The sequence below is a fragment of the Nocardioides bigeumensis genome (assembly GCF_039531755.1).
Lineage (GTDB): Bacteria > Actinomycetota > Actinomycetes > Propionibacteriales > Nocardioidaceae > Nocardioides > Nocardioides bigeumensis.
On the sequence record NZ_BAAAQQ010000013.1, the window covers coordinates 778328 to 802735 of the forward strand.

Below are 24408 nucleotides of genomic sequence, written 5' to 3' on the forward strand. Positions count from 1 at the left end.
CCGGTTAACCTGCGCGTTCGCTGTCGAATTCGCCTGCGAGTGCCAAGGCAAACCCCGGACGAACGGCGCATCTTCTCTTGAAGTCATGACGACCCCACCTACCTCCACCCGTGCGGCTGTGTCTACACATGTAGACACAGACTCTGCGTGCGCCCCGCTTTCGTTTGAGGCAGCCCGCCATCTCACCGATGCCATCCGGATCACAGTGAGTGCATTACATGTTCTCGTTCACCGCGCATACGTTGGGAAGGCGCACCTCGCACTCGGTTATGGGCGCTGGGCCGACTATGTGGGTAGCGAGTTCGACGGGATGAGCCGCGCCCGCTCGTACCAATTGCTCGGTCAGCACGAAGTCATCGCGGTGCTCAGCGAGGCCGCTGGCACGGACGTGAGCGACGTGGTGACCGAGAAGGCTGCTCGCGACATCAAGCACCGTCTTGACCTGGTCGCCACAGAAGTAGCGGAACACAGCACCGGCCTTACAGACCGCGACCAGGTGTTGACTGTGGTCGCCGAGGTGCTCAACGTGACCCGTCGAGCAGACGCCGACTCGCTCAACCGCATGCCGAGCATGGCTCAACTGCGAGCGAGCCAAGGGAGGGGCACATCGAGCGATCTCTGGTACACGCCACGAACCGCAGTTGCCCCATTACTGGGAATTCTCCCCCCACCTCCGCTACGCGTCTGGGCCCACGCCGATGTGCGAGGTCGTTCCCACATCGTTGACGTCCTAGAAGAGGCGGGATACGAGGTCGTCTGCTCGGACTTGAGCACGGGCCAGGACTTCTTTTCCTTCACGCGCGCAGATGTTGAGGCGATGGAGGTGGATGTCGCGATAACCAATCCCCCCTACTCGGTGCGCCGCCTTTGGCTGTCGCACTTGGTCGACCTGGGCATTCCATTCGCGGTGCTCGTGCCAGAGACCGGAGTGGGCGAGTGGGCTTTTGCACCTCTGCGGGCGGCCGGTGCCGAAGCCGGAATGCTGCTCCTGAACCGACGAATCGCCTACTCCCAGCGCTGGGACGCCAAGCCTTTGGGAAACCCTCCGTTCAGCAGCGGGTGGATTTGCCGTGGAATGCTCCCGCCAGGCCAGCAACTGGTGTTCGGTGAGGTCCCAGCGTCCTTCTGAACCAGTTCGCCATCAATTACCTCGCCCGAGGCATACGCGGCTCGACGGGGCGCTCGCTCGCTTTCCAGTCCGGGTCGAAGAACTGGCTGAGGGCCTCGCGGGCGTCCTGACCAACCATGGAGTCGTGCACGTAAACCTGACCTGTCAAGGAGGGGTCTGCGTGGCCCATCTGATGACGCGCTGCTTCCATACCCAGTTCGCGCTCGACCACCGTCGCGACTGCCTTTCGGAGCGAGTGGGGTGTCGTCCCTTGAAGCGGCGTGCCCTTGAGGGCCTTGCGGAGCCGTGACCGAATGTTGGCTGGCTGAAGCCAGGTGCCCCTCGCTGAAGCGAAGACGGTCTCGTCGGCGCGGGGTATACAGCCCTTTTCCAGCACACGACTCCGTCGCGCACGGAGCATGCCTGCTACGAAGTCCGGAAGGAACAATGTGAGGTCGGGCTCGTCCTGGTCAAGCCGGCGACCTCGATTGAGTCGACGTCGCGAGAGTCGTTCTTGCGACGTAGAGATCGGTACATGGGGAGACCGTCGCGTGACTCAATCAGAGTTCCGCAAACCACGACGTACGGAACGTCGGCATCTAGGTGAAGGTCGCACCACCGGACGGCGAGGGCCTCGCCGATGCGACACCCCGTCCCGAGCACGAAGTCGACCACTTCGGCTAGGTCCTTGTTCTGCATCCGGCCCTTGTGCGACTTCCTAGTGGCTTCAGGAGTGATGAGCGTCCGCAACGTCCGTGCGCGGTCGACACTGAGCCGCTGCGTTGACTTGGCTCTGCGCTTGGGACTCGCGACGGCCGTCATCGGGTTGCCCTGGATGGCCCCGTCTTTGACAGCGAGGTCGAACATCTGGCTCAGGACGGTACGAGCCTGCTTGGTCGAGAGCCCCTTGGCCTCCAAGCCGCTGAGCCACGACTCAAGGGCTCCTCGCGTGCACTCGGTTAACTTCAGGTCCGGGATTCCACCCGCACGCTTGACCACCCTCCACTCGCCTCCCGCGAGAGTCTTCCTCTCACCGAGAATGGTCGTGCGAATGGTGACTTCCATCTGACGCAGCGAGGACGGCTGTAATGGGCCTTCCGCCCGCGCCAAGCCCGTCGCGCGACGATGCGCCAGCCAATAGTGGGCGAGTCGCTCAACCGTCCACGAGGGCTGGATAGTGGCCGACGTCGTCGCGGTCGGCCGTGCAGCCAGGGCCCGATCGAGGGCACGCTCCGCCTTCCCCTTCGTGTCAGCCGAGCGGCTCATCTCCTTGTACTCGCCAGTCGGCAGGCGGTAGCGGACACGAGCAGTAACCCAACCGACCTCAGACTGTTTTGGCCGAGGCTCGTTGCGAAGACGCGTCCGAGTCTCCGAGAGAGTCCCATCAGATGCCGCAACCTCGACGGGCTTCGAGTAGTACTCGAACCACTTGGTTCCGTGGCTGCCTGGCTCCAAAGCCTCGCGCGCCATCAGGAGGCCATCCACTCGCGCGAAGTCCAAGCCTGCTCATCGAGCCAGTCGTCGACATCTTCCCGGCGGTAGCGGATGACACCCCGCTGAAGCCGGATGAATGCGGGACCGACGCGAAGCGAGCGCCAGTTGGACAACGTTTTGGTGCTGATCTGGAGGTACTCGGAGAGCGCCTCAGGATGAAGAAGTTGGCCCATTGGGGTCACCTCTCTCTGGGAGATGCCGGGACCCACTGTCCCAGCGACTGTTCTCGTTATCGGCTGCTTTGGGGGCCGACCGGGGGTCACCGGGTGATGTGGGTTGAACACGGGGTCGTCGCACAGGCCACCGGCCCGTAGTTGACCCGCGAGGTAGTCGCCGTAGATGGACGGGGCGTGGCATGCGCGCTCTCGGACGTGTCGGAATTGCTCGCATCAGGGCCACACCCCTCCGGCCGAGCCGCTGCCGCTCGCACCCTTCGACACGTCCCAACTCCGGCCTCCCGAGGTCGACGAGCATCACGCAAGGCACCGACATCTCGGCAGGACACGTCCGGGCGCGCAGGACCGCGCCGCCAAGCCAAGTCAAGTCAAGTCAGCCATGCCCAGCAGCAACCGGCCTTCTCCGACACGTTCCGTTCGGGCCCTGTCTGTCGGGACGTGTCGGGAACCTGCCGATAACTCAGGGGACCAACGGGCGGGCTTCGAACGAACGCAGTCTCCGACGACTCTCATCGGCAGAGCACCGAGAGAACGTCGGTCAAGACATTTGGATCGAACTTGAGGGCCGACCCCTCCCCTAGCGCCCGGCAAGCACAACCACCATCTGCAAGGAGTAGCAGTGAACTTGTTCAACCAAACTTGGCAGCGGACGCCTGGGCCATTCGAGCCCATCGAGGTCCGACGCATCGCCGAGCGGGCGATTCTGGGGCGGCTTGGTGACGCGTACGCCGCTGAGTACGGACTCATCGGCTGTCTTCGACACGTCCACAATGTGGGTGACCAGACCGCCGCCGTCCACCTCAACTCCGGCGGGAACGCGGCCGCCGTTGCCGAAGCATTCATGCACGAGGGGTACGCAGTCTGGCGCGGGACACGTCCCGACTGCGGAGTCGTTCTCATCGTTTCCAGGTCCGCCCGAATCATCGACACGAACGACCAGGTGCGTCGGTACGCCGTCGACCTTGCCACCCGCACTGGACGCCCATTGGGGGACATCCTTGACGCTTGGCGCGGTTTCAAACGCTATTGGGACGAGCCGCTGACGTCCTCGAACTGGGACAACTACCGGCCCGCAATGTCCACGTGCCCTGATCATCACACCGGCTCAGCGAGCGAGTGGTTCATCTCGTTCCACCAGCGCTGGCTTCCAGCAGGACTTTCAGTTGCACTCGCCACCCACGGCCTCACCGCTGGACAAGCCTTCAGTGTGCACGCCGAGGTGATGGAGACACCCGGCTTCGCGCATGCCCGTCGGGCACTCGAAACTGGGAGCAACCCCTCGGCCGCTGTGCTGCGGCTCGTGTCTTCCTGGCGCTGGCACGTTGCCCGCGCAGCACAGGGTCTGACAAGTGTGGACCGCCTCAACCTCCAGGCCATCGACGACGACTGGGTGACCAACCTGAGCGGCCCGTCGAACGGCTGGACCCCCTGCCAAGCGGTCACCGACGAGATTCGCGCCGCGTGGGCGATGCTCGCCGCCCTCAAGCCAGCCGACGGAAAAGAGACGGGCCGGGCGTCCACCACAGACACTCGGCCCAGCGACGCATCTCCTGCAGCCGTGTCCGAAAGGCAGCACCACCGATGAAGACCATCGAAACCCGTCCCCATGTCCGCCTCGCCGCAGACTGGACCGCCGACCCGGACGTCCTCTCCATTGACCCGCTCGACCGGGCGCTTGCCGTGTACGTCTACCACGGCTACCTGGCCGCCAGCCGTCGCGACGAAGCGTTCGGGTCGGTCCGCAAGGCCAAGAAGGTGCTGCGCGCGATCCTCGCTGGCATCTCCGGCGACCCTGACCATCTCATCAGCGTCTTGGTCGAAGCCGACCTCGCCGAGTACGACGCTGCCGCCGACATCTTGAACCTCACCCAGTGGGCCGAATGGCAGCAGACCGAGGAGGAAGTCACCGTCGGTCAGCAGCGCCGCTCCGCGAAGGCCAAGGCTGCCGCTGACAAGCGCTGGGCTGCCGAGCGAGCCCGCACGACCACCATCGAGACCACAGGGACCAGCGCCGTCGATGCTCCGAGCATGCTCGGAGCATGCGCCGAGAATGCTCAGCCATGCTCGGACATGCAAGAAGAGAAGCAGAAGCGAAATGAACTTGAATGTGAAGTAGAAGGCGAAGCAGCGGCGGCCCAGAACCCGCCGACGCCGACGACCAGCGTCGACACCACAGGCCCGGCTGCTGCTCTAGTCGATGCTCTCTGGACTGACCACGCCAAGCAGGAACGGCACGAGCGCGGCCTCCCAGTCCTCAGCAGGTCTCAGGGTGAGTCGCTGCTCGCTGCTGTCGTCGGAATGCTCGCTGACACTTCGCTGCCCGAGTGGGCGCTACGCGAGGCCGTAGACGGCGCTCTGCGTGGCGGGAAGAGCCCAGCGGCCTACGCCAAGGACGTCGCCCGGAAGAAGGCACAGGAGGCCGCCAGCGGCCCGTCGGCCTCCAGTACTCCAGCGCGGGTGTCCGGCCGGGCGGCGGTGCCGTCACTGCCGGGCGTGACTCGCGCACCCAGCCGCGTCAAGACCGCGTAACCCCCCAGACCCCACCTCCGAAAGGCACCATCATCATGTCTCAGAACACCGCCCTCGCTGCGCTGCTCGCCAACGTCACCACCAGCCCCGACACCACCGACGGGTCTGCTGAGGAGTTCCCCGCAGGCCGCGCGGTACGCGCAGGACACCCCGACAGCGCACCCGACGGACCCACCGCCGCCGCATGGCTCGCCATGACCGGCGACGAGATCGACGCCCTCGACGACAAGCCCCTGATGGCGCGCATTGTTCGGTTTCGTCACGAAACCGAGAAGGGCAAGACCCGGCCGGTGGTCGTATACACCCCCGACCCCGAAGACGCAGAGGTCACCGCACGGCTCATCGCAGAGAACCGGGCCAAGAACCTCCGCAACAGCCTCGGCGCGAAGTACGACACCGCCTTCCTCAACTCCCCCATGCCCGGACAGGAAGCCGTCTACGAGCGGCTCGTGGCCTGGGCGACGAACCCTCGACCGGACACGCTGGTGCTTTGGGGCACGGTCGGCACCGGGAAGACCCATGCCGCCGCCGCCGCCACGGGTGTCGCTGTGTCAGGCACGGGTCAGGTGCCGACACTGGTGACGTGGGAGGACCTGGCTGACGCGTGGATGCCCGGGGACAACGTGTCCGACGACCTCATGGCCCGCCGAAGCCGCACCCGAGGCAAGGTACGGGACGCGCAGGTACTCATCATCGACGACATGTACCGCCGCAAGCCGTCGGAATACACGAGCGCCGAACTGGCGGCATTGCTCGCAAACCGCCAGGGCTCGGGTCGCCTCACGATCATCACCACGAACGTCGCCTCGCTCGACACCCCCGAAGGCGAGGATTTCGTCGCGGCCTACCCGTTCGCCGAGCGGGTCATGGACCGACTCATGGACGCGGAGAACATCCACCTCACTGGTGCGTCGCTGCGAGGCCGCCACGCCTGACGACAGCACCGGCGGACAAACCGCCCCGACACCAGTAGCGACCTGATGCCGGGGCGGCTTCGTTTCCGTCTCCTCGGATGGTTCCGCCGAGGCGGGCTGGGATAGGTCACACGTCCACGTCTCGCTGGAAGAGCCGGATGACACCGAGGTCGGCCAGTGAACCCAGCATGTCCTCCGGAGTGAGCGGGTCAATCACCCACACACGGTTTGAGCCACCCAGCGGCAGCGGCTGTTCGACCCATGGTTCGTATCCGGTGGACACCACCACGAGAGGCACGTCTGCGGTCCAGCACGGGTGACCGAAGAGGTCCTCGTGGAGGCCCTTCGGCTGGGTGATGCGGACCTGGAACAGCATGGCCTTCTCCGGCTCGGTGAGCCGGTCCCACCGCTTGTCGCACTGAGCATCGTGGATCTGCTCGGCCTGCACGACGACGGACAGCCGCATCGCAGCCTTTACCCGTGCAATCAGCCGTGCCTGCTGGTCGGTCTCGTCCAGATATGCGGGGTCACCGATGAGTGCGGACACGGCTTCCTCGGGGTCTTCGCACCAGCACTGCAGCCAGCCGCCGCTGTATTGCACCATCATCGGAAACGCCTTGCCCGTGTCAGGGTTGATGGGCGGTGTCGGCGGCTTCTCGGAGGCGGTGGTGTTGCGGGTGATGGTGAACGTCATGCGTGCTCCTGGTGCGTGCGAATCCGGACCGTACGTCCGACCACCGACAGACCTCCCCCCGCGCCGATGTCACGGAGTCCAGTAGGGGAATGCCCGGTTCGGGTGGCACACCCCGGCTCGCACGGCTGCGTACCCGTGTCTCACCGAGGCAAGAAGTCGTCACGCGCCGTTTCAGCAGGTCAGACCCGGTTCCGGGGTTCACACCAAACACCCCTCCCCGACTCCGACCACGGGGTGACTAAGAGTGGTGTCAGCACCGGTTCGGCGTCGGTGCTCTGTGACACTGGATTACTGGACCTCGTTAGTGCATGGGTATGAACGCGACGGCGCACCTGTCCCCCATCCGCACAACGGTCGACCTCCCCCGGCCCCTCCATCGGTCGGTGCGGCACCTCTGCCTCGATGAGCGGATGTCCTACACCGCGCTCGTGCAGATTCTGCTTAGCGAAGCGGTACGCCTGGGCAAAGCCCGAGATTCGGTGTCCGAGTCGTTCGATCCGGTGGTAGCGGTGGCGGCTCGTGACCGCCAGTGGCAGGCGTTCCTCTCCGGTAAGGGACCGCACCCGTTGTCCGGCGGCGTGTGATGGGGATGCGTGTCAGCGGCGTGTCCAAGCCGCGTTCCCTCAAGCCCCGCCGTCCAATGACCTGCCTCGACCGTGTCTTCATAGTGAGCACTGCGGGAGCCGTCATCGTCTGCCTCAGTCAGGGCGAAGTCCTGCTCGCTGGGTTCCTCGCCGTCATCGTGGTCCCCTTCCTGGTCGGAGACCGGTAGTGGTTCACGGGTTCCCCGGGGTGTCCACATATGTAGACACGCCGCATGCCGGGCGGGGCTTCTGAGCGGGTAAACGCAGGCACAGAAAGCGACCAGGGATGGACGTCCAAGTCCGTCGTGACCTGTCAGGGCGGTGCCCCAATCTATGGACACAACGTTCTCCCCGGCACCGAAGTCCGGGGGGACCTCACCCTGAGAGGACTCACCTGATGGTGCGCCTGCCGATTACCCCCGACAACATCTATCTTGCCGACAACGGGCGCTGGACGTGGTGCGGTGTCGACGTCACCGACCACCCGTTCTGGTGGTTGTGCGCCGACTGTGGACTCTCCTATGAGGAGACCATTGCCGTGAAGACGGCCGCCTCCGATTGCGGACTGTCTGCTTGTCCGGCGTGCAAGGTCAAGGCGGCCCTCTGCTCAGTGAGCGGATGCTGGGACGCGATCCGAGCGGAATGGGAGTGCGAGTGCGGAGCCGTTACGAAAATCTGCCGTCAGCACGTGGACTTCATGTCCGACGAGTTGAGCCGCTGCGGACCCGCTGCCTTCACTACCGTCACCCTCCTTCGCGGCGCATAGTTCCGGTCGTCCGGGGCTGAGACTTACCCGTTCAGTCGTGTACCAGGTGGCTCGCTTGGTGCTGACTGAATCGGTTCGCGGTGTGCACGTTGTGAGCCGCACAGGGGCGACCGTCGAGCACTTCAACGGCTTCGGTCATCGATGCCCAGGGGGACGGCCGCCCGGCACGCACGAAGCCGCTGTCGTCCACGATGATGTGGCCCCACTCGAACAGGGCGTCGCAGCCAAGCGAGCACGCGAGCATCGCCGAGCCCCGAAAGTCGAGACGTTCGGCGTCGTCGAGGTGGCGTCTGGGCACGATATGGGCAGCGACGAGCACGTGCTGGGGCAGGAGGCGACCACAGAGGGCGCAGGGGGCCTCTGAGCGCCCGGCCAGCAGGTGGCGGCGTAAATGGGCCTGCTCGCGTCGTACGCGGCTCACAGCCATGGTGTCGGTCGAGTCGAGGTCGAGCACCGAGTCGGGCATGCCGAGCAGCACCGGCTCCTCCCTTACGCCAGGGAGGACCACGGTCCCAGCAGCGTTAAGGAGTGCGTTCGCCTCGTCCTCCCTGAGCCGGGCTACATACAACTGCCGGGGTGTCCCGTTCCTGTCGAGCGGCCCTGGTGTGCCGTGGCTGATGAGCGCGGCGATGTCACGGAAGTGGAGGCTCAAGCCGGTCTGTTGGACGTCCACCTCGACCAGCCAGCCCTCGTCACCGTCCCCAGGTCGCATCCGGTACCCCTCGGGGCGGGTAGCGGGTCGCCAGGGCGTACGTACGACCGAGACCGCACGCAGATATTGGTTGGCGTAGTGGAGCACTACGTCGCCCACCCGCATCTCCTTGAGCAGCCGCCGATCCGGCAGGTCCCTGCCCTTCTTCGGCAGGCTCCACAACGTCTGTTGCTCGATGGCGACGTCGTGGTTGTAGCCCTGGCTGACCCACCAGAACTGGCGGTGTCCTCCGATTGAGTCGAGCCGCTCGCCCTGCTCAGGGTGACCGTTCTCGCGGGCCCGGTACGCGCAGTCCGCACAGGGGGTGAGGTTCGCCATCTGCTGGTCGGTGGCCAGCCGGGCAGGGTCACCGACGAGGCTGCCGTCATCGTTGCGGTACCAGTGCTCGCAGTCGGCAAAGTGGCGACGTTCGATAGAGCGGCCGTTCGGGAGCCCGGTGCTCCGGTCGACGGGATCCTTGACCCACTCGACTGTCGGGTAGCCGTAGGTGGTCACTCAGACCCCGTCTCGTACTGGGCGTTGTACTCCTCGACGTCGAGCCTCATCCGACGGGCGATGTAGTCGAGGTAGCGCAGCGAGGTTAGGTACCACTCTGTTCCGGCCTTCACATTGACCTGCTGGAAGTGGTCGGCCGCCCGAAGGGCCTCGTGGAACTCACGTTCCGCTGCAGCAGACGCGTCCACGGGGTAGATGCGCCGGAGCACCGGGTCCTCGGGCAGTCCGACCCACCTTGCGTCACGCACTCGGTTGTACGCATCGACCGAGGAGTGTCCGACCTTGTAGAGCGTGTGGCCGCGCTTCTGGTCGACCGGGTAGTTCAGGTAGTGCGGGAGGCTCCACACGTACACGCCAGGCCGTCCGGCCGCCTCGGCGCGCTTGGACGTCTCGACCGCCGTTTCGGTCTCCTCCGCGACCGCCGAGGTGTCCTCAGCGCGGGAGGTAATCAGAGCCTCCTGATCCTGCAACTCTGCCCGGAGGCTCGGTGAGAGGTTCGGGTTCTTCAGCCACTTGCGGACCCGGCGGGCGGCGGTAGTCGCCATGCTCGGCGCAGTGGGGACCTCACCGTCTCGCAGCACCCGGACGAGCATCCGGTAGATAGAAACCCACCCCGTGGTGACCGTGCCCTCGCGCTCGGCCATCTGCTGGGGCGTCAACCCCTCCTGCTCGTACGCCCACAGGTGGCCGAGGACCGACGTGTCCTCCGCCAGCAGAGCCTCGACCTCGACCCGACGGTCGTAGGCGGGCACACCAGGAGATGGAATGTCGGTCATGCCCTCAGTCTGGAGGACTGTGACGCCCCCACCACTGTCATTAACGGCTTCACTCGCACAGAGCGCACACACCCGTCGTTGACAGTTCCATGGAGTGGATGGGGCAGACCGGAAGAGCGACCGGCTCGGTCTTTCGCCGGCGAGCCTTGCGAGCCGCGACCTGCGGGGTAAGCGCAGCGACGCCGCCGTCGGCCGGGAGGTCTTCCGCGTAGGCCCGGTAGCAGAGGAGGCGATGTTCAGCGGCGAGTAGGTCCACATCGGCGTCAGGATCCGACGCGACGGACTTCGGAGCCTTGGCGTAGCCCGGGCCGATGGTGCCGTCTTGATGAACGCAAAGCGCCGTGAGTGGGGGATCGCCCCGCTGGGTCGCCTCGACGGCGACGTTCTCCAAGAGCCTGCCGATCCAGTAGTCCAGGCGCTGTGCCGTCGTTATGCCCGACACCTCCTGAACCTCAGAAGCCAACTCTTTGTAGGTGATGACCGAGTGGTAGCGGCGGGCGGTGGTCAGAAGAGTGTCGCGAGCGACAACCGTCCAGGCAGCAATGGCTACGGCCTGGCTGACCTTCGTTCCGTTCGCATCGACCGGCATGTCAGGCCCCTTCGATGATGTCCAGAGGCGGGAGCGCATCGACAATCTTGTTGGTCTCGACAGAAACCGTCACCACGCGTGCCATGAGGTCGAGGATGTAACGCGGGTCGCCGACCTCGCGGGACCAATCGTTGGGATCGTTGACGATGCCCGAAGCCTTGTCGCGCTTCACGTAGTAGCGATCGATCATCCACTCGATTGCCGACCGTGAGCCGAGCATGTACCGGAAGGCGTCCTCGGGGACGCCCCGCAACGTGATGCGGTCGTTGTAGTGGATGACCGAGCGGTCATGGCGCTCCCCGGCTGCCTTCTGCTCCGCGCTGGCCTTACCAAGAGACATCTTCTTTGTTCCCACCGAGAAGAAGGCGTACGGATCACCAACGGGCTGACACTCCAAGCCGTCCAACGGGTATGGATGCACCGCCTCGTAGCCAATGTGCAGGTTGGACAGCGCGCGACCAGCAGTCGCATAACCCTTGAAGTCGCGCACCATCGGGATGCGCGGAAGCATCTTTTTGAGGTCGGCCGCATAGGTCTCACGATAGGGGGGCGAGTGCAGGAGACCGTAGATGTAGAAGAAGATGTCGTCCTTGCTCACCTTCAGGCCGGGGTACGCAGCCAGGAATCTCTTGAGTGCGTCGTCGGTGATGTTGTCGACCTTGCGGTGACCATCGATCACCTCCCCCTCGCCATCAATTGCAAGCATGCCCGAGTCCTCCTCGACAGCCTCGTACCGCCAGCGCGGGAAGAACTGGCCACCTTGACCGAAGAAGTTGACATCCGTGATTGCGTTGGAAGCCAGGCAGCAAAAGGGAAGAGGTGTGCCGCCGACGTTGAGGTGATAGCCGAGATTGCGAGAACCGGTCTCAGGGAACACCCGTGGCAATTGCCCACGGATGTGATTGAGCCCCGCGTCGTAGTACAGGGACTGAGAGAAGAAGGGCCGGTAGTTTGCTCGCCCGACGTGTGACGGCTCGAAGTTGATTCGACGCCCTGACGCGAGCCGGTTCTTGAGGCTCAAGGTCCACGAGATCCGGGTCGGGTCCAGGTCTATAAAGTCCGCCACAAGGTCCTTGGCCTTTTTGCGCGACGGCCGACCCGCGAGATGCTCCTGGAACGCGGCGACCTGCTCGTTGTATGCCGTGACAGTCAAGGAGACGTTGCGGCGAAGAACTTCACCTGACGAGTTGTAGACCCACGCGTCGCGGCCACTCTCGAGCCCGCGAGTATATGTCCCGAAGACTGTTGCACCCTCAAGGTCTTCGCCGTGCTTCGCGCCAAGCGGCAGGAACGCCTGATACGAGTCGTTGCGCTGAGTGAGCCAATCTCCATGAGCATTCGCATTGATCTGCCTCGTGTCGAGACCGAGCACCGACTCGGCGTCGGCGACCGCTCTGACCTTCTGACCTGCGCTCAGGTAGTCGGCTACCTGGGCGTACCGAATCGACGCCTGGCCGTCGCGACTGGGGTTCTTTACAAACAGGACGATCGCGATAGTTGCACGGGAACCACCCTTCGAGTTCCTTATCTCAGTGCCGTCGTGACGCCAGCCCCCGAACTCGAATACGGGTCGACCTTCTTTTCGGCCCTCCTCGCCCCCAACTCGGCCGTTACCTCGTAGGTTGAAGACGTAAATGGAGGTGAAATCGGCGGCCAGCGCCTTTCGCATCCCATCGGCGGTGTTTGAGTCAAGGAATCCGCCATTCGTGATGTAGGCGATGAGTCCCCTGTCCTTGATACGAAGGGTGGCCCATTTGATTGCTCGAATATACGAGTCAAACATCGAGTTGTTGCCGCCGCGCTGGCGCTCGGACATGTAGTCCTGTCGTAGAGCGTCGTCCAGAGAGGGGTACTTCTCATTTTGGTTGTTGTCATTCGCGCTGTCCTGGCCGGAAGAGTACGGCGGGTTGCCCACGATGACCGTGATCGGCAACTGCTTAAGCGCTTCGAGGCGGGCGTTGTTCTCGGGGAACACGTTCAGGTCTGGCCGGTCGTCAGGTTCCCAAGACTGGAAGGTGTCCGTGAGAATGAGTCCGGGAAAGTCCTGAGGGTCGCCCGACAGGTCAGCGTAGGTGGTCTCGATATTGACGGCGGCGATGTAGTACGCGAGTAGCAAGATCTCGTTGGCGTGCAACTCCATGGCGTACTTGCGGGCGAGGTCATGCGGCTCTATGAGACCGGACTGGAGGAGTCGGACCATGAAGGTGCCTGTCCCGGTGAAACCATCAAGGACGTGAACACCTTCATCGGTGAGGCCCTGGCCGAACTCGGCGCGGAGCACGGAGTCGGCTGACTTCAAGATGAAGTCGACAATTTCGACCGGTGTGTAGACGATTCCCAACTTGTCGACGGTCTTCTTGAATGCCGTGGCAAAGAACTTGTCGTACAACTCGATCAGGATGCGCTGGCGGCCCTCCGCGTTGTCGACGCCCTCGACGCGGCGGCGGACAGATGCGTAGAAGTTCTCCAACGTCTGGTTCTCGCTGCCGAGGTTGTGTTCGTCGAGCGAGGCAAGCATCAACTCCATGGTCTGGGCAACAGGATTCTTGGCGGCGAAGTCGTACCCGACGAAGAGTGCGTCGAAAATTGGCCGGGTGACGAGGTGTTGGGCGAGCATCTCGATGGCCTCGTCGCTGGTGATGTTGTCGTTGAGGTTGCCGCGCAGTCCGGCTAGGAAGACCTCGAACTCCTTGGCCTGGCTTGACTTGGGATCGGTCAGCAGGCCCCTGATGCGCGTGATGTGGGCCTGAGCGATGTCGGAGACATCCTTGGCCCAGGTCTCCCAGTAGCGCCGCTCGCCGACCTTCTGGACGATTCGGGCGTACATGGCGTCGCGGAAGCCTTCGAAGCCGAAGTCGAGCGCCAGTTGCCCGCTCTTTTCGTTCTCCTGCTTTGACGTGGGGTCGTCGGGCGAGACCGGCTCGTCGTGCGGCGTGACGTTGTCGATTACGAGGCGGTCGGGCTTGTGCTTGTTGAGTTCGATTTGGTTAACGAGCGCCTGAAAGCGCTCGTCGTGGGACCGGAGCGCCTGAAGGACCTGCCACACCACCTTGTAGCGCTCGTTGTCTCGCAGCGCCTCTTCAGGTGTGACCCCGGAGGGTACGACGATGGGAAGGACGATGTAGCCGAGTTCCTTGCCGGGGGCCTTGCGCATGACACGGCCAACCGACTGGACCACGTCGACCTGTGAGCCACGCGGAGTCAAGAAGATCACCGCGTCTAAAGAGGGAACGTCGACGCCTTCGGAGAGGCAGCGGGCGTTACTCAGGACGCGGCACACGTCCTCCGGGGTGGACTCCTTGAGCCAGGCGAGGTGCATGTTGCGTTCGTGGATGCCCATGGTCCCGTCGACGTGGGCGGCCTCGACACGCAGCCGGTTCGTCGGACCCTGTCCGGACTCGTCTTGCAGGGCCCGGTCGACGATGGCGGGGAAAGACAGAGCGGCGGCCTTGGAGGCGCGGATGTCCTTGGCGAACGCCACGGCCGTCTTCATCGGCTTGAGGCGGGTGCTCTCGGTCTCCTGATCGGCCGAGCCGTAGTGCTTGGCAAGGCCGTTCCAGCAGCCGATCAACTTCGCGGCATCCCCGAGTGCGATTTCCCCGCCAGTCGCCATCGCACTCTGGAAGTTCTCGGCGACGTACTGCTCTTCCACGGCGAGGACAAGGACCTTGTAGTCGGTGAGCAGGTCGGCCTCGACGGCGTCACCGAAGCCGAGGCGGTGGAACTCCGACCCGTACAGAGTCTCGTCGCCCATGTCCGCGAGAACGGCGTCGGCATCGGACGCCTTGCGCTTGACGTCGTCCCCGAAGACGCGAGGTGTCGCCGTCATGTAGAGCCGTTTTGCAGCCTTGAGGTAGTCGCCGTTGTGGACCTTGGTGAAGGCCGACTCGTCGCCGCCCGCGAGGGTGACGCCGGTGGTCCGGTGCGCTTCGTCGCAGATGATGAGGTCGAAATCGTCCAAACCGAGGTTCTGTGCCTGGGCGATGACGTCGATGGACTGGTAGGTCGAGAAAACGACTGTCATCCGCTCCTTGGCGTACTTGCCGACCGACATCCGCTCAGCCAGTGTCTGGGCATCAGTGGTGGCCGGTTCGGTGAGGTCGATAGTCGGCATGTCGGCGTCGTCGGTGTTGACCTTGCGGCCGACGCGGACATCCGAACAGACCGCGAAGGGGCGGATGTCGACCTCGGTGTTCGCCATCCACTCACGCAGGCTCTGGGAGAGCAACTGGATGGACGGGACTAGGAACAGGACACGTCCACCGGCCCCGACGAGTTCCTCGGCGATCTTCAGCGAGGTGTAGGTCTTGCCTGTTCCGCAGGCCATGATGAGTTTGCCCCGGTCGAGCGTCCGGAAGCCGTCGAAGACATCGTGGAGTGCCCGCTCCTGATGCGGTCGCAGCGCCTTCTTGCCGGTGGAGACCAGCACCTCGGGCGTGGTCCATGAGTACTGAGCCCAGTCGAAGGCCGACTCATCCAGCCAGGCGATGTCCACTCGCTGAACCGGGACGGCTTGATGGGCGAGGGTTTCGGAGGCGTTCGAGGACCACGACTTTGCCGTGTCGAAGATGTAGCGGCGCGTGAACTCCTTGCCACCCGAGGCCGACAGGAACGAGTCGATGTCGCCCTTGGCGACCGTGGAGCCAGGCGCGTAGAACTTGCACTGGATGGCCGCGTAACCATTGTCGTCGCGCAGCGCGGCGACCAGGTCGATGCCGGTGTCCGTACGTCCCTCGCGACCCGGCCACTCGGTCCACAGCCACACGTCGGAGAACCGGTTCGCCCACTCGGGGTCGTTGAGCAGGTAGGTCTTGATGAGCCGTTCGAACTTGTCGCCCTTGTCGCGCTCATCGAGCGCCTGGGCGCGGAGGTCGCCGAGTACCTCGTAAATCGTCGCCGTCACGCCACGGAGTTTGCCCTATTGGCAGTCCATTCCGGTGTCCATACAGACCTTGCAAGCGGCACGGCTACCTCTTTCGCGCGCGCGGGCCTGCTCCGAACCGGTCCGAGCAAGATCACATTTGCTGCAGATGCTCTCCCGCGCTGGTCAGCGTGAGGCTGCTCGACACACGTCTCAATCACCGGGCTATCACCGGAAAAGGCAAGCATCGACCAACCATCGGGTCGTCCCCGAGCACGTTTCCGCAGTTCAGGGACCATTTTTGGAGCCGCCTGTCGGAATCGAACCGACGACCTATTCATTACGAGTGAATCGCTCTACCGACTGAGCTAAGGCGGCGCGCTGCCCGGCGTACTGGGTCTCTCGTCGAGGACCCGCCGGGCAACCCGCCGAAGTATACGGAGCGCCTGGGCCCGGGGCGAAATGCAGAAACCGGGTCGAGTGCGCACGCGGCTGTTGCGCCGCAGCCGGTGCGCACTCGACCCGGTGGGCCGTGTCGGACGCCGTGTCGTCAGGCGGCGGTCAGGGTCCGCGTCTCGGAGGGGGCAGCCTTGCCGGTGGTCCAGGTCTGGTCGGCACCGCACCAGCAGGCGAAGGCGATCTCGATGCCGTGGTCGGTGTTGGCCATCGAGACGATCTGGCTCGCGAAGACGAGCGAGCGCTTCTGGCAGGACGTGCAGTAGTGGTCGAACATCGGTGACCTCCTCCGGTCTCCTCGGCTGGTGCCACCATCCTGACGTGATCCAACCGATAGGGGTAGCCTCACTATCCAATCTGACCCCTAGGGAGTTCCTATGCTTTCCCTGCACCAGCTGCGGTGCTTCCTGGCGACGTACGAGCTCGGGAGCCTGACGGCCGCCGCCGAGGAGCTCGGCTACGCACAGCCCTCGGTCTCCGAGCAGATCCGCACGCTCGAGCGGTCGTTGGGCGTCGAGCTCTTCCATCGCGTCGGCCGGGGGGTCGTCCCGAGCGACGCGGCCGACTCGCTGCGTCCCTACGCCGAGCAGGCGCTGGGCGCGGCCGAGGAGGGACGTCGGGCGGTGCGTGCGGTCACCGAGCTGGAGACGGGGACCGTGCGGTTCGGCATCTTCGGCATCGCCCGCCTCTACACCAGCGCCACCCTGGTGGCCGACGTGCTCGAGCGGTATCCCGGCGTGCGTGTGGAGCTGATCGGGCAGAACTCGACCGAGGTGCTGGAGGACCTCCGTCGCGGGCGCATCGAGGCCGCGATGGTCGCCGCCCCCCAGACCAGCGAGGGGCTGGCGGTCACGCCCGTCGCCCGCGACGAGCTGGTCTACTGCAGCGCCGACCCGGCGCGCCTGGCCACTCCGGTCACGGCCAAGCGGCTGGCCGAGGCCGACCTGGTGATGCCCGACACCACGTGGCGGGCGGTCGACTCGACCAGGGTCGCGCTGCGCCGCTGGTTGCACGAGTCCGGCCACAATCCCCGCACCCGCATCGAGGTCGAGGACGTCGAGACCGCTGTCGAGGTGATGGGGCGCGGGCTCGCCGACACGGTGCTCCCCAAGGGAGCCGCAAGGGAGCTCCTTCCCCGCCTGGCACCGGGTGCCGGGTGGGCAAGTCTGCGACCACGCATGTACGACACGTTCGCGATCGTGCACCGCACCAACGCCCGGCTCTCGCCCGCGGCGCGGCTGATGATCGAGCTCGCCACGGCGCGCATCCGCGAGGTCAGCGAACCGATCTCGTGACCGAGCCGGGTCACCGGGGCTTGTTCTTGTCCCGGTCCTTGATCTTGCCGATCTTGCCGGGCTCGACCTTGCCGGACTGGCACTCGAGTCCGTCCTGGGGCACCTCGCCCCAGATGAGGTAGTTCTCGACGGCCAGGTCGACGCACTGACTGCCGACGTCGTAGCCCGTGTGCCCGTCGCCCTCGCGGCTGATGAGCACGCCGGACTCGAGCTGGTCCGCCAGCGTGACGGACCACTCGTACGGCGTCGCGGGGTCCCGGGTCGTCCCGACCACGATGATCGGGGCCGCTCCCTCGGCCCTGATCTCGGGAGCCGGCTCCGCGGCCTTGGCCTTCCACGCGCGGCACGAGGTCGTCATCCAGGCGAAGGTGCGTCCGAAGGTCGGCGAGGCCTCCTCGAACCGGGGCACCAGCGCCGGGACGTCGGCGGGCTCCACGGCCGAGGGGTCATCGAGGCAGCCGATCGCGTAGAACGCGGCGTCGGAGTTGTCGGCGGGCTTCTTGGCGTTGTCGAGGGGCTCGAAGTTGGCCGACAACCAGAGCAGGTCCTCGCCGTTGCCGTCGGCAGCCTCCGTCAGCGCCTCGGCCAGCGGCGGCCAGAACTGCCTCAAGTAGAGCGAGTGGGTGATGGCGTTGAAGACGTGCACCCTGGTGAGCGGAATGCCGTAGGGCCGCAGCGGCGAGGTCTCGCCCTGATCCAGGAAGGCCCGGATCCGCTGCACTCCCGCGTCGACGGAGTCGCCGAGGGCACAATCGTCCAGCTTGATGCAGTAGTCGACGAAGGCGCGCAACGCCGTCTCGAAGCCCGCCGCCTGCCCCAGCAGCAGCTCCTCGTGGGCCAACGTCACGTCGAGACCGCCGTCGAGGATGAAGCGCCCGACCTTCTCGGGGAACAGCTCGGCATACATCGCGCCGAGCTTGGTCCCGTAGGAGGCGCCGTAGTAGTTCATCCGCTCCTGCCCGAGCGCCGCGCGCAGCACGTCCATGTCGCGGGCCGCCTCGACGGTGGTGACGTGGCCGGCAACCCCGCCGGACAGCTCGGCGCAGCCCGACGCCATCCGCTCGGTCCAACGCGTGAAGCTCGCGACCTCCGCAGGATCGTCCGGGTCAGGATCGGCGGGGTAGAAGTCCGCCAGGTCCTTCTCCCGCACGCACGTGACCGGCGCGCTGCCTGCCGTGCCGCGCGGGTCGAACCCGATGATCTCGAAGTTGCGCAGCACCGGCTTGCCCAGCACCTGCCGAGCGCTGGCGGCGAACTCGACGCCCGAGACGCCGGGCCCGCCTGGGTTGACCACGAGCGGGCCGAGCTGGCCCGACGAGGGGACCCGGAGCACGGACAGCTCGATGACCCGTCCCTTCGGCTTCGCGTAGTCCAGCGGCACCTTCAGGGAGGTGCAGTCATAGCCCTTCTGGCAGACGTCCCACTCCAGCGCCTGGGTGTAGAAGCGCTCGAGCGCCGGCTCCGGCGGCACCCGGACGCTGGCGTCGGGGATCTCCGAGGCTCCGAACGGGTTGGTGGGCCGACCGTCCTTGCCGATGCCGGGGCCGAGCTGCGCGGTCCTGTCGATCCGGCCACCGGCGAAGGCGAAACCGCCGACCACCAGAGCGGCCAGCACGACGAACACCGCGACCGGGTGAGGACGGCTCACCGACAGATTGAAACATTCTCTTGTCGGGTAGGGAGCGACTTGGCGCGGGTCGACCGGTCAGCACTCGAGCCCGTCATCAGGCACCGTCCCGTCCACGAGATAGGCCTCCACCGCCTCATCGACGCAGTCGTTGCCGGAGTTGTAGCCCGTGTGGCCATCGCCGTCGCGCGAGACCAGGACGCCGGAGTCGAGCTGGTCGGCGAGCGCGGTGGCCCATTCGTACGGCGTCGCCGGGTCGCGCGTCGTACCGACCACGACGATGGGTGCGGCCCCCTCGGCCTTGATCTCGGGCGCCGGCTCGACTGCTTCGAGGTCCCACCCGCCACAGTTGGTCAGCGCCCACGCGAAGACGCGTCCGAAGGTCGGCGAGACCTCCTCCAGCGCCGGCACGCGGTCGGGAATCTCGGCCGGCTCGATCGACCTCGGGTCGTCCAGGCAGCTGATCGCGTAGAAGGCTTCCTGCGAGTTGTTCTCGTATCCACCTGGTCCGCGCGAGGCGTAGGCGTCGGCGAGCAGACCGAGCGTCATCCCGTTGCCGTCGAAGGCCTGCTTGAGGGCACCGCTCAGGACGTACCAGTAGTCGCGGACGTAGAGCGGGGTGACGATGCCGTAGAACGCGCGCCCCACGGTCAGCTCCCGGTCGCCGCCAGGGATCGGCTGGGCGTCGACCTCGTCGAGGAAGTCGCGGATCCGCTGGAGCCCCTCCTCGACGGAGTCGCCGAGGAAGCAGTCGGAGGTCTCCTCGACGCAGTTGGCGACGTAGGCCTCCAGCGCGGTCTGGAAGCCGCCGGCCTGGCCGACGGCGTACTGCTCCAGCGTCAGGGTCGGGTCGACCGCGCCGTCGAGCACCAGCCGCCCGACCCGCTCCGGGTAGAGCTCGGCGTACGTGGCACCGAGCTTGGTGCCGTAGGAGGCCCCGAGGTAGTCGAGGCTCTCCTCGCCCAGCGCAGCGCGCAGCACGTCCATGTCGCGGGCTGCCTCGACGGTCGACACGTGGCCGGCGACCTCGCCCGAGAGCTCGTCGCACCCCTCGCCGAAGCGGTCCGTCCACTCTGCGTAGGTGTCGGCCTCAGCCGGGGTGTCGGGGTCGGGGTCCTGGGCGAGGTAGGCGTCGAGGTCGGCGTCGCTGAGGCAGTCGACCGGGCTGCTGTCGCCGGTGCCGCGGGGGTCGAAGCCGACGATGTCGTAGGCGTCCAGGAGCGGCCTGCGGAGCACCGACTCGGCCTGGGCGGCGTAGTCGGTGCCGGGGGCTCCGGGGCCGCCGGGGTTGACCACCAGCGAGCCGATGCGGTCCCCGGAGGCGGGCACGCGCAGGAGCGCGACGTCGATGGTGTCACCGGCCGGAGCGCTGTAGTCGAGGGGCACCTCGAGCGTCGCGCACTCGTACCCGGACTCGCACGACTCCCAGTCCAGTGACTGGGAGTAGAACGGCGCCAGCGCAGGATCGGGAGGTTCGGTCACCGACGCGTCCGGGGTGGGCGTCGCGTCGTCCGAGGGCCCGGTCGACGGCGCGGAGGACTCGCCTGCCACGGGCCCGAGGTCGCCGCCGCGGTCCACCGCGCGCACGGCCACCGCGAAGCCGACGACCAACAGCGCTGCGATGACGGCGAAGACCACGACGGGGACGACCCAGCGGCGCTGGCGCGGCGGCACCTGGGTCGAGCTCATCGGTCTCCCCCTTTGTCCAGGCGCAACCCCATCATCATCGCCTCCAGGGCCAAGGCCGGCTGGACGTTGAACTCGAGCATCTGCTCGCGCGCGGCGAAGATGGTGTCGATGCGGCGGAGGTTGTCGTCGGGGCTGGTACGCCGCGCGAGCTCGGTGATCTCGCCGCGCATCTCCTCGTTGACCAGCGCCGTGGTGGCGCGGGTGGCGAGCGCGATCGCGTCACGGTAGACCGACACCAGGTCCATGAGTCCTCGGTCGACGACGTCGAGGTGGCGCCGCTTGGCTCGGGTCTTCTGGCCCCTCTCCAGCGCGGCGACGGCGGGGGCGTACTCCCGCGGGCGGCGGCCGCGCTCGAAGACGCCGTAGGCCGTGTCGAGGTCGGCCTTCTCGCGGGCGTCGAGATCGGTCGTGATCGCCGCCGACTCCTCCTGCGTGGTCTCGACGAGATTGGCCGCGGCGGTCATGCAGGCGCCGATCGAGGTGAGCCGGGACGGGAGGCCGACGACCTCGCGTCGCCGGTTGCGGGTGTCCTCGTCGCGGGCCAGCGCGCGGGCGCGGCCGATGTGCCCCTGGCTGGCCCGTGCGGCGTACGCCGCCAACGCCTCGGTCACCCCGTCGCGCCGCACGAGGAAGGCGGCGACGTCGGCAGCCGTGGGCGTGGTGAGCGCCAGGTGGCGGCAGCGCGACCTGATGGTCGGCAGGACGTCCTCGGTCGTCGGGGCGCACAGCAGCCACACGGTGCGGTCGGTCGGCTCCTCGATCGCCTTGAGCAGCGCGTTGCAGGCCTGGTCGGTGAGCCGGTCGGCGTCCTCGACGACGAGCACCTGCCAGCGGGCACCGATCGGCGCGAGGGCGGCGCGACGCACGAGCTCGCGGACGTCGTCGACGCCGATCGAGAGCTTCTCGGTGCGGACCACGGTGACGTCGGCATGGGTCCGCGCGAGCACGGTGCGGCACGCGTGGCACTCGCCGCACCCGCCGGCGGCGCCCCCCGCATCGGCTGTGCGCTCGCACTGCAACGCCGCGGCGAACGCGATCGCCGCGTTGGAGCGGCCCGAGCCGGGCGGCCCGGTGAAGAGCCAGGTGTGCGTCATGCCCTGGCCGCCCACCGCCCGGCGCAGGACCTTGATCACGTGCGGCTGGCCGACCAGCTCGTCCCAGACGGTCACGTCGCCACCCGCTCGGCCTGGGCCAGGAACGGGCGCGTCCGCTCGCGCACCGCCGCGCTGATGTCGGCGACGGGCAGGCGGGCGTCGAGGACGAGGTAGTGGTCCGGGTCCGCGTCAGCCATCGCCAGGAACCCCGCGCGGACCCGCTCGTGGAACTCCATGGACTCCCCCTCGATGCGGTCGCGCTCCTCGAAGCGGCCGAGCCCCGACGTGGGTGCGAGGTCGAGCAGCACGGTCAGGTGCGGCCGGAGGTCGTGGGTGGCCCACCGCGCCACCCACTCGACGTCGCTCAGCTGCAGCGCTCGGCCGGCACCCTGGTAGGCCAGCGTGGAGTCGACGTAGCGGTCGGTGATCACCACCTCACCGCGCTCGAGCGCGGGAAGCACCACCGTCTCGACGTGCTCGGCCTTGTCGGCGGCGTAGAGCAGCGACTCGGTGCGATCGGCCAGCGCTCCCGTCTCCGGGCTCAGCACGATGGACCGCAGCAGCCGGCCGACTGGGGTGTCGCCGGGCTCGAAGGTCAGCAGCGGTCGGAAGCCCTCGGCACGCACCCACTCCGCGAGCGCGTGGGACTGGGTCGACTTGCCCGACCCGTCACCGCCCTCGAAGCAGACGAAGACCCCGGACGCGGTGAAGCGGCCCGGGAACGCAGGCGGCTCGGCGCGGTGGGCGGACAGCGTGGGCTCCTTCGCAGGTGTGGACCGAGTCCGGTCAAGGGCGGTCTGGGCCGGTCGGCGCCAGGCTGGCGCCGTACGACGCTCGGGGACGACGCTACGAGGTAGCACCGACGCCCGTCATCCGGGGTTCCACACGCGACTTCACCCACAGGGATGGGACGCGTGGGGGACGGAGGTAACTGTTCGTCGACAGGTCTGGTCGAAGCCTTGAAAGCACGGCCAGCGGGTGTGAGGGTGTGGATCTCGGGAAGTGCGCCGGCGGGGGGTTGGCGCGCGCACGGGGGAATGAGGGGAAACCATGGCGAACGCGTTCGTCCGAGTGTCCGGTCGGGTGGGACCGCGCCGGCGGCGTGCCCTCGCCCTCGTCCCGCTGGCGCTGATCGCCGGCGCCTGGACCCAGTCCTCGGCGCCTGCCGCCCCCGTGCTGGCCGCCGCGCCGGCACCGGCTCCGATCGCCGTCGAGCCGAGCCCTCTTCCGGTCGTCCGCCAGCCCGCCAGCGTCTCGCGGCCGACCGAGTCCGTCGCGACCTCTCCGCTCGTCCGCGACGCAGTGGTCACCGAGGTCGGCTCGGCCTCCGACATCCCGACCGTCGCCCAGGCCGCCTACCAGCGCGCCGAGGCGGTCCTCGCCTCGGCCGCACCCCGCTGCCAGCTGACGTGGGAGCTCGTCGCCGCCGTCGGGCGGGTCGAGTCCGACCACGGTCGGCACGACGGCTCGCGGCTGACCGCCAAGGGCGTCGCGCGCCCGCACATCCTCGGGCCGCGGCTCGACGGCCGGAACCGCACAGCCCGGCTGCGCGACACCGACGCCGGTCTGCTCGACGGCGACAAGGGCTACGACCGCGCGGTGGGGCCGATGCAGTTCGTCCCGTCCACCTGGGCCGTGGTCGGCGTCGACGCCGACGGCGACGGACGCCGCAACCCCCAGGACATCGACGACGCCGCCCTGGCGTCCGCCGTCTACCTCTGCTCCGGCGGCGAGGACCTGTCGACCGAGGAGGGCCTGCGGTCCGCGATCCACCGCTACAACCACAGCGACTCCTACGTCGACCTCGTCCTCCGGGTGATGGCGGCCTACGAGGCCTCGCGGAGCGCGACGGTCGCCTTCACCTCGCAGGCTGTCCTCGCGCCCGGCTTCGACCTGCCCCGCGCCACCCTTCCTCGTGAAGCCGTCGACCCCGGCGCCGACCCCGACGACCACGGGTGGACGGACCCGAAGTCCCCCGACGATCCGCGTGGCCCCAAGCCACCCGACGACCCCAAGGGGCCGAAGCAGCCGGCCGACCCGAAGGACCCAGGCGACCCGGCTCCGGCTCCCTCGCCCGCTCCGGCACCGGAACCCGCGCCCGCACCGGCTCCTGCGCCCGCCCCGGCTCCAGCGCCCGCCCCGGCTCCAGCGCCCGCTCCGGCTCCTGCGCCCGCTCCGGCACCCAGCCCCACGCCGACACCGACGCCCACGCCGACCCCTGAGCCGACGCCCGAGCCGGTCCCGGTCGACCCCGCCGCTGCCTGTGCCGCCCTCGGTCACGTCGACGACCCGGCTGTCGCCGACGACTCCTACGACCGGTGCGTGGCGGCGTACGCCGGCGTCGCCGACGCCTGCCGCAACGCGAACCTCGTCGACGACCCGGAGGCCACCAACGACCCCTACGACCAGTGCGTGGTCTCGGGCCTGCCGCCCGTGACGCCGACCGAGCCGGTCGGTGACCCGACCAGCGGCGGCTCGGCGCCCGAGAGTCCGGCGAGCACCGAGAACCCCGAGAGCACCGAGCCCACGACGCCCGCCGGCTGAGCGGC

Annotated in this window: 21 protein-coding genes and 1 tRNA gene; 8 read left to right on the top strand and 14 right to left on the bottom strand. The window is 67.0% G+C overall.

Annotation, left to right across the window (positions count from 1 at the left end):
- Nucleotides 1-289: 289 nt before the first annotated feature.
- Nucleotides 290-1129, top strand: a complete 840-nt coding sequence (locus ABD295_RS17945) for a hypothetical protein (protein ID WP_344305184.1) — start codon at nucleotides 290-292, stop codon at nucleotides 1127-1129.
- Nucleotides 1130-1145: 16 nt separating this feature from the next.
- Here the strand turns inward: ABD295_RS17945 and ABD295_RS21270 are convergent, their stop codons facing one another.
- The 3 genes from ABD295_RS21270 to ABD295_RS21275 are packed head-to-tail and all read right to left on the bottom strand — an operon-like array spanning nucleotide 1146 to nucleotide 2775.
- Nucleotides 1146-1529 carry a tyrosine-type recombinase/integrase gene (locus ABD295_RS21270; protein WP_425574119.1) on the bottom strand — a complete coding sequence of 128 codons (384 nt, stop codon included), beginning with the start codon at nucleotides 1527-1529 and terminating at the stop codon, nucleotides 1146-1148.
- Nucleotides 1530-1534: 5 nt separating this feature from the next.
- Nucleotides 1535-2608: a site-specific integrase gene (locus ABD295_RS17950; protein ID WP_344305185.1), complete on the bottom strand. Its 1074-nt coding sequence runs from the start codon at nucleotides 2606-2608 to the stop codon at nucleotides 1535-1537.
- Entirely contained in the window at nucleotides 2578-2775 is a 198-nt protein-coding gene (locus tag ABD295_RS21275) for a helix-turn-helix transcriptional regulator (RefSeq protein ID WP_425574120.1), read from the bottom strand. The genes ABD295_RS17950 and ABD295_RS21275 overlap by 31 nt, the downstream gene beginning before the upstream one ends.
- A gap of 622 nt (nucleotides 2776-3397) precedes the next feature.
- Between ABD295_RS21275 and ABD295_RS17955 the strand changes: the two genes are divergently transcribed.
- The 3 genes from ABD295_RS17955 (at nucleotide 3398) to ABD295_RS17965 (ending at nucleotide 6242) form a co-directional block, all read left to right on the top strand.
- Nucleotides 3398-4363 carry a hypothetical protein gene (locus ABD295_RS17955; protein WP_344305186.1) on the top strand — a complete coding sequence of 322 codons (966 nt, stop codon included), beginning with the start codon at nucleotides 3398-3400 and terminating at the stop codon, nucleotides 4361-4363.
- Complete coding sequence (locus ABD295_RS17960) at nucleotides 4360-5307, top strand: hypothetical protein (RefSeq protein WP_344305187.1); 948 nt, start codon at nucleotides 4360-4362, stop codon at nucleotides 5305-5307. The genes ABD295_RS17955 and ABD295_RS17960 overlap by 4 nt, the downstream gene beginning before the upstream one ends.
- Before the next feature lie 194 nt (nucleotides 5308-5501).
- A complete protein-coding gene (locus tag ABD295_RS17965) occupies nucleotides 5502-6242 on the top strand; it encodes an ATP-binding protein (protein ID WP_344305188.1) in 741 nt (246 codons plus the stop codon).
- A gap of 106 nt (nucleotides 6243-6348) precedes the next feature.
- On the opposite strand, the gene ABD295_RS17970 is transcribed toward ABD295_RS17965, so the two are convergent.
- Entirely contained in the window at nucleotides 6349-6915 is a 567-nt protein-coding gene (locus tag ABD295_RS17970; RefSeq protein ID WP_344305189.1) for a hypothetical protein, read from the bottom strand.
- 314 nt (nucleotides 6916-7229) lie between these two features.
- On the opposite strand from ABD295_RS17970, the gene ABD295_RS17975 reads away from it, so the two are divergent.
- The gene (locus tag ABD295_RS17975) at nucleotides 7230-7499 is read left to right on the top strand and encodes a hypothetical protein (RefSeq protein WP_344305190.1); all 270 of its coding nucleotides are present in this window, start codon (nucleotides 7230-7232) and stop codon (nucleotides 7497-7499) included.
- A 397-nt stretch (nucleotides 7500-7896) separates the two neighbouring features.
- The gene (locus ABD295_RS17980; RefSeq protein ID WP_344305191.1) at nucleotides 7897-8265 is read left to right on the top strand and encodes a hypothetical protein; all 369 of its coding nucleotides are present in this window, start codon (nucleotides 7897-7899) and stop codon (nucleotides 8263-8265) included.
- 31 nt (nucleotides 8266-8296) lie between these two features.
- On the opposite strand, the gene ABD295_RS17985 is transcribed toward ABD295_RS17980, so the two are convergent.
- From ABD295_RS17985 to ABD295_RS18010, 6 genes are all read right to left on the bottom strand, one after another.
- Nucleotides 8297-9472 (bottom strand): hypothetical protein, encoded by a 1176-nt coding sequence (locus ABD295_RS17985; RefSeq protein WP_344305192.1) that lies wholly within the window; start codon nucleotides 9470-9472, stop codon nucleotides 8297-8299.
- Nucleotides 9469-10248: a GIY-YIG nuclease family protein gene (locus ABD295_RS17990; protein ID WP_344305193.1), complete on the bottom strand. Its 780-nt coding sequence runs from the start codon at nucleotides 10246-10248 to the stop codon at nucleotides 9469-9471. Before ABD295_RS17990 ends, ABD295_RS17985 begins: the two co-directional genes overlap by 4 nt.
- A 49-nt stretch (nucleotides 10249-10297) precedes the next feature.
- Nucleotides 10298-10837: a hypothetical protein gene (locus tag ABD295_RS17995; protein WP_344305194.1), complete on the bottom strand. Its 540-nt coding sequence runs from the start codon at nucleotides 10835-10837 to the stop codon at nucleotides 10298-10300.
- 1 nt (nucleotide 10838) lies between these two features.
- Nucleotides 10839-15740 carry a DEAD/DEAH box helicase gene (locus ABD295_RS18000; protein WP_344305195.1) on the bottom strand — a complete coding sequence of 1634 codons (4902 nt, stop codon included), beginning with the start codon at nucleotides 15738-15740 and terminating at the stop codon, nucleotides 10839-10841.
- Between the two features lie 260 nt (nucleotides 15741-16000).
- Nucleotides 16001-16076: transfer RNA gene (locus ABD295_RS18005), tRNA-Thr, on the bottom strand.
- 172 nt (nucleotides 16077-16248) lie between these two features.
- Nucleotides 16249-16431, bottom strand: coding sequence for a hypothetical protein (locus ABD295_RS18010; protein ID WP_344305196.1), 183 nt, complete (start codon nucleotides 16429-16431; stop codon nucleotides 16249-16251).
- 100 nt (nucleotides 16432-16531) lie between these two features.
- Between ABD295_RS18010 and ABD295_RS18015 the strand changes: the two genes are divergently transcribed.
- On the top strand, nucleotides 16532-17449 hold the full coding sequence (locus ABD295_RS18015) for a LysR family transcriptional regulator (RefSeq protein WP_344305197.1): 918 nt from the start codon (nucleotides 16532-16534) through the stop codon (nucleotides 17447-17449).
- A 10-nt stretch (nucleotides 17450-17459) separates the two neighbouring features.
- Here the strand turns inward: ABD295_RS18015 and ABD295_RS18020 are convergent, their stop codons facing one another.
- Genes ABD295_RS18020 through tmk form a run of 4 tightly spaced genes read right to left on the bottom strand, consistent with a single transcriptional unit; the run spans nucleotide 17460 to nucleotide 22719 of the window.
- Nucleotides 17460-19097 carry an alpha/beta hydrolase gene (locus tag ABD295_RS18020; protein ID WP_344305198.1) on the bottom strand — a complete coding sequence of 546 codons (1638 nt, stop codon included), beginning with the start codon at nucleotides 19095-19097 and terminating at the stop codon, nucleotides 17460-17462.
- Nucleotides 19098-19154: 57 nt separating this feature from the next.
- Nucleotides 19155-20765 carry an alpha/beta hydrolase gene (locus tag ABD295_RS18025; RefSeq protein ID WP_344305199.1) on the bottom strand — a complete coding sequence of 537 codons (1611 nt, stop codon included), beginning with the start codon at nucleotides 20763-20765 and terminating at the stop codon, nucleotides 19155-19157.
- The gene (locus ABD295_RS18030) at nucleotides 20762-21934 is read right to left on the bottom strand and encodes a DNA polymerase III subunit delta' (RefSeq protein WP_344305200.1); all 1173 of its coding nucleotides are present in this window, start codon (nucleotides 21932-21934) and stop codon (nucleotides 20762-20764) included. The genes ABD295_RS18025 and ABD295_RS18030 overlap by 4 nt, the downstream gene beginning before the upstream one ends.
- Entirely contained in the window at nucleotides 21931-22719 is a 789-nt protein-coding gene (gene tmk, locus ABD295_RS18035; RefSeq protein WP_344305201.1) for a dTMP kinase, read from the bottom strand. Before tmk ends, ABD295_RS18030 begins: the two co-directional genes overlap by 4 nt.
- Before the next feature lie 190 nt (nucleotides 22720-22909).
- Between tmk and ABD295_RS18040 the strand changes: the two genes are divergently transcribed.
- Complete coding sequence (locus ABD295_RS18040) at nucleotides 22910-24403, top strand: lytic transglycosylase domain-containing protein (RefSeq protein ID WP_344305202.1); 1494 nt, start codon at nucleotides 22910-22912, stop codon at nucleotides 24401-24403.
- The last annotated feature ends 5 nt before the right edge of the window (nucleotides 24404-24408 follow it).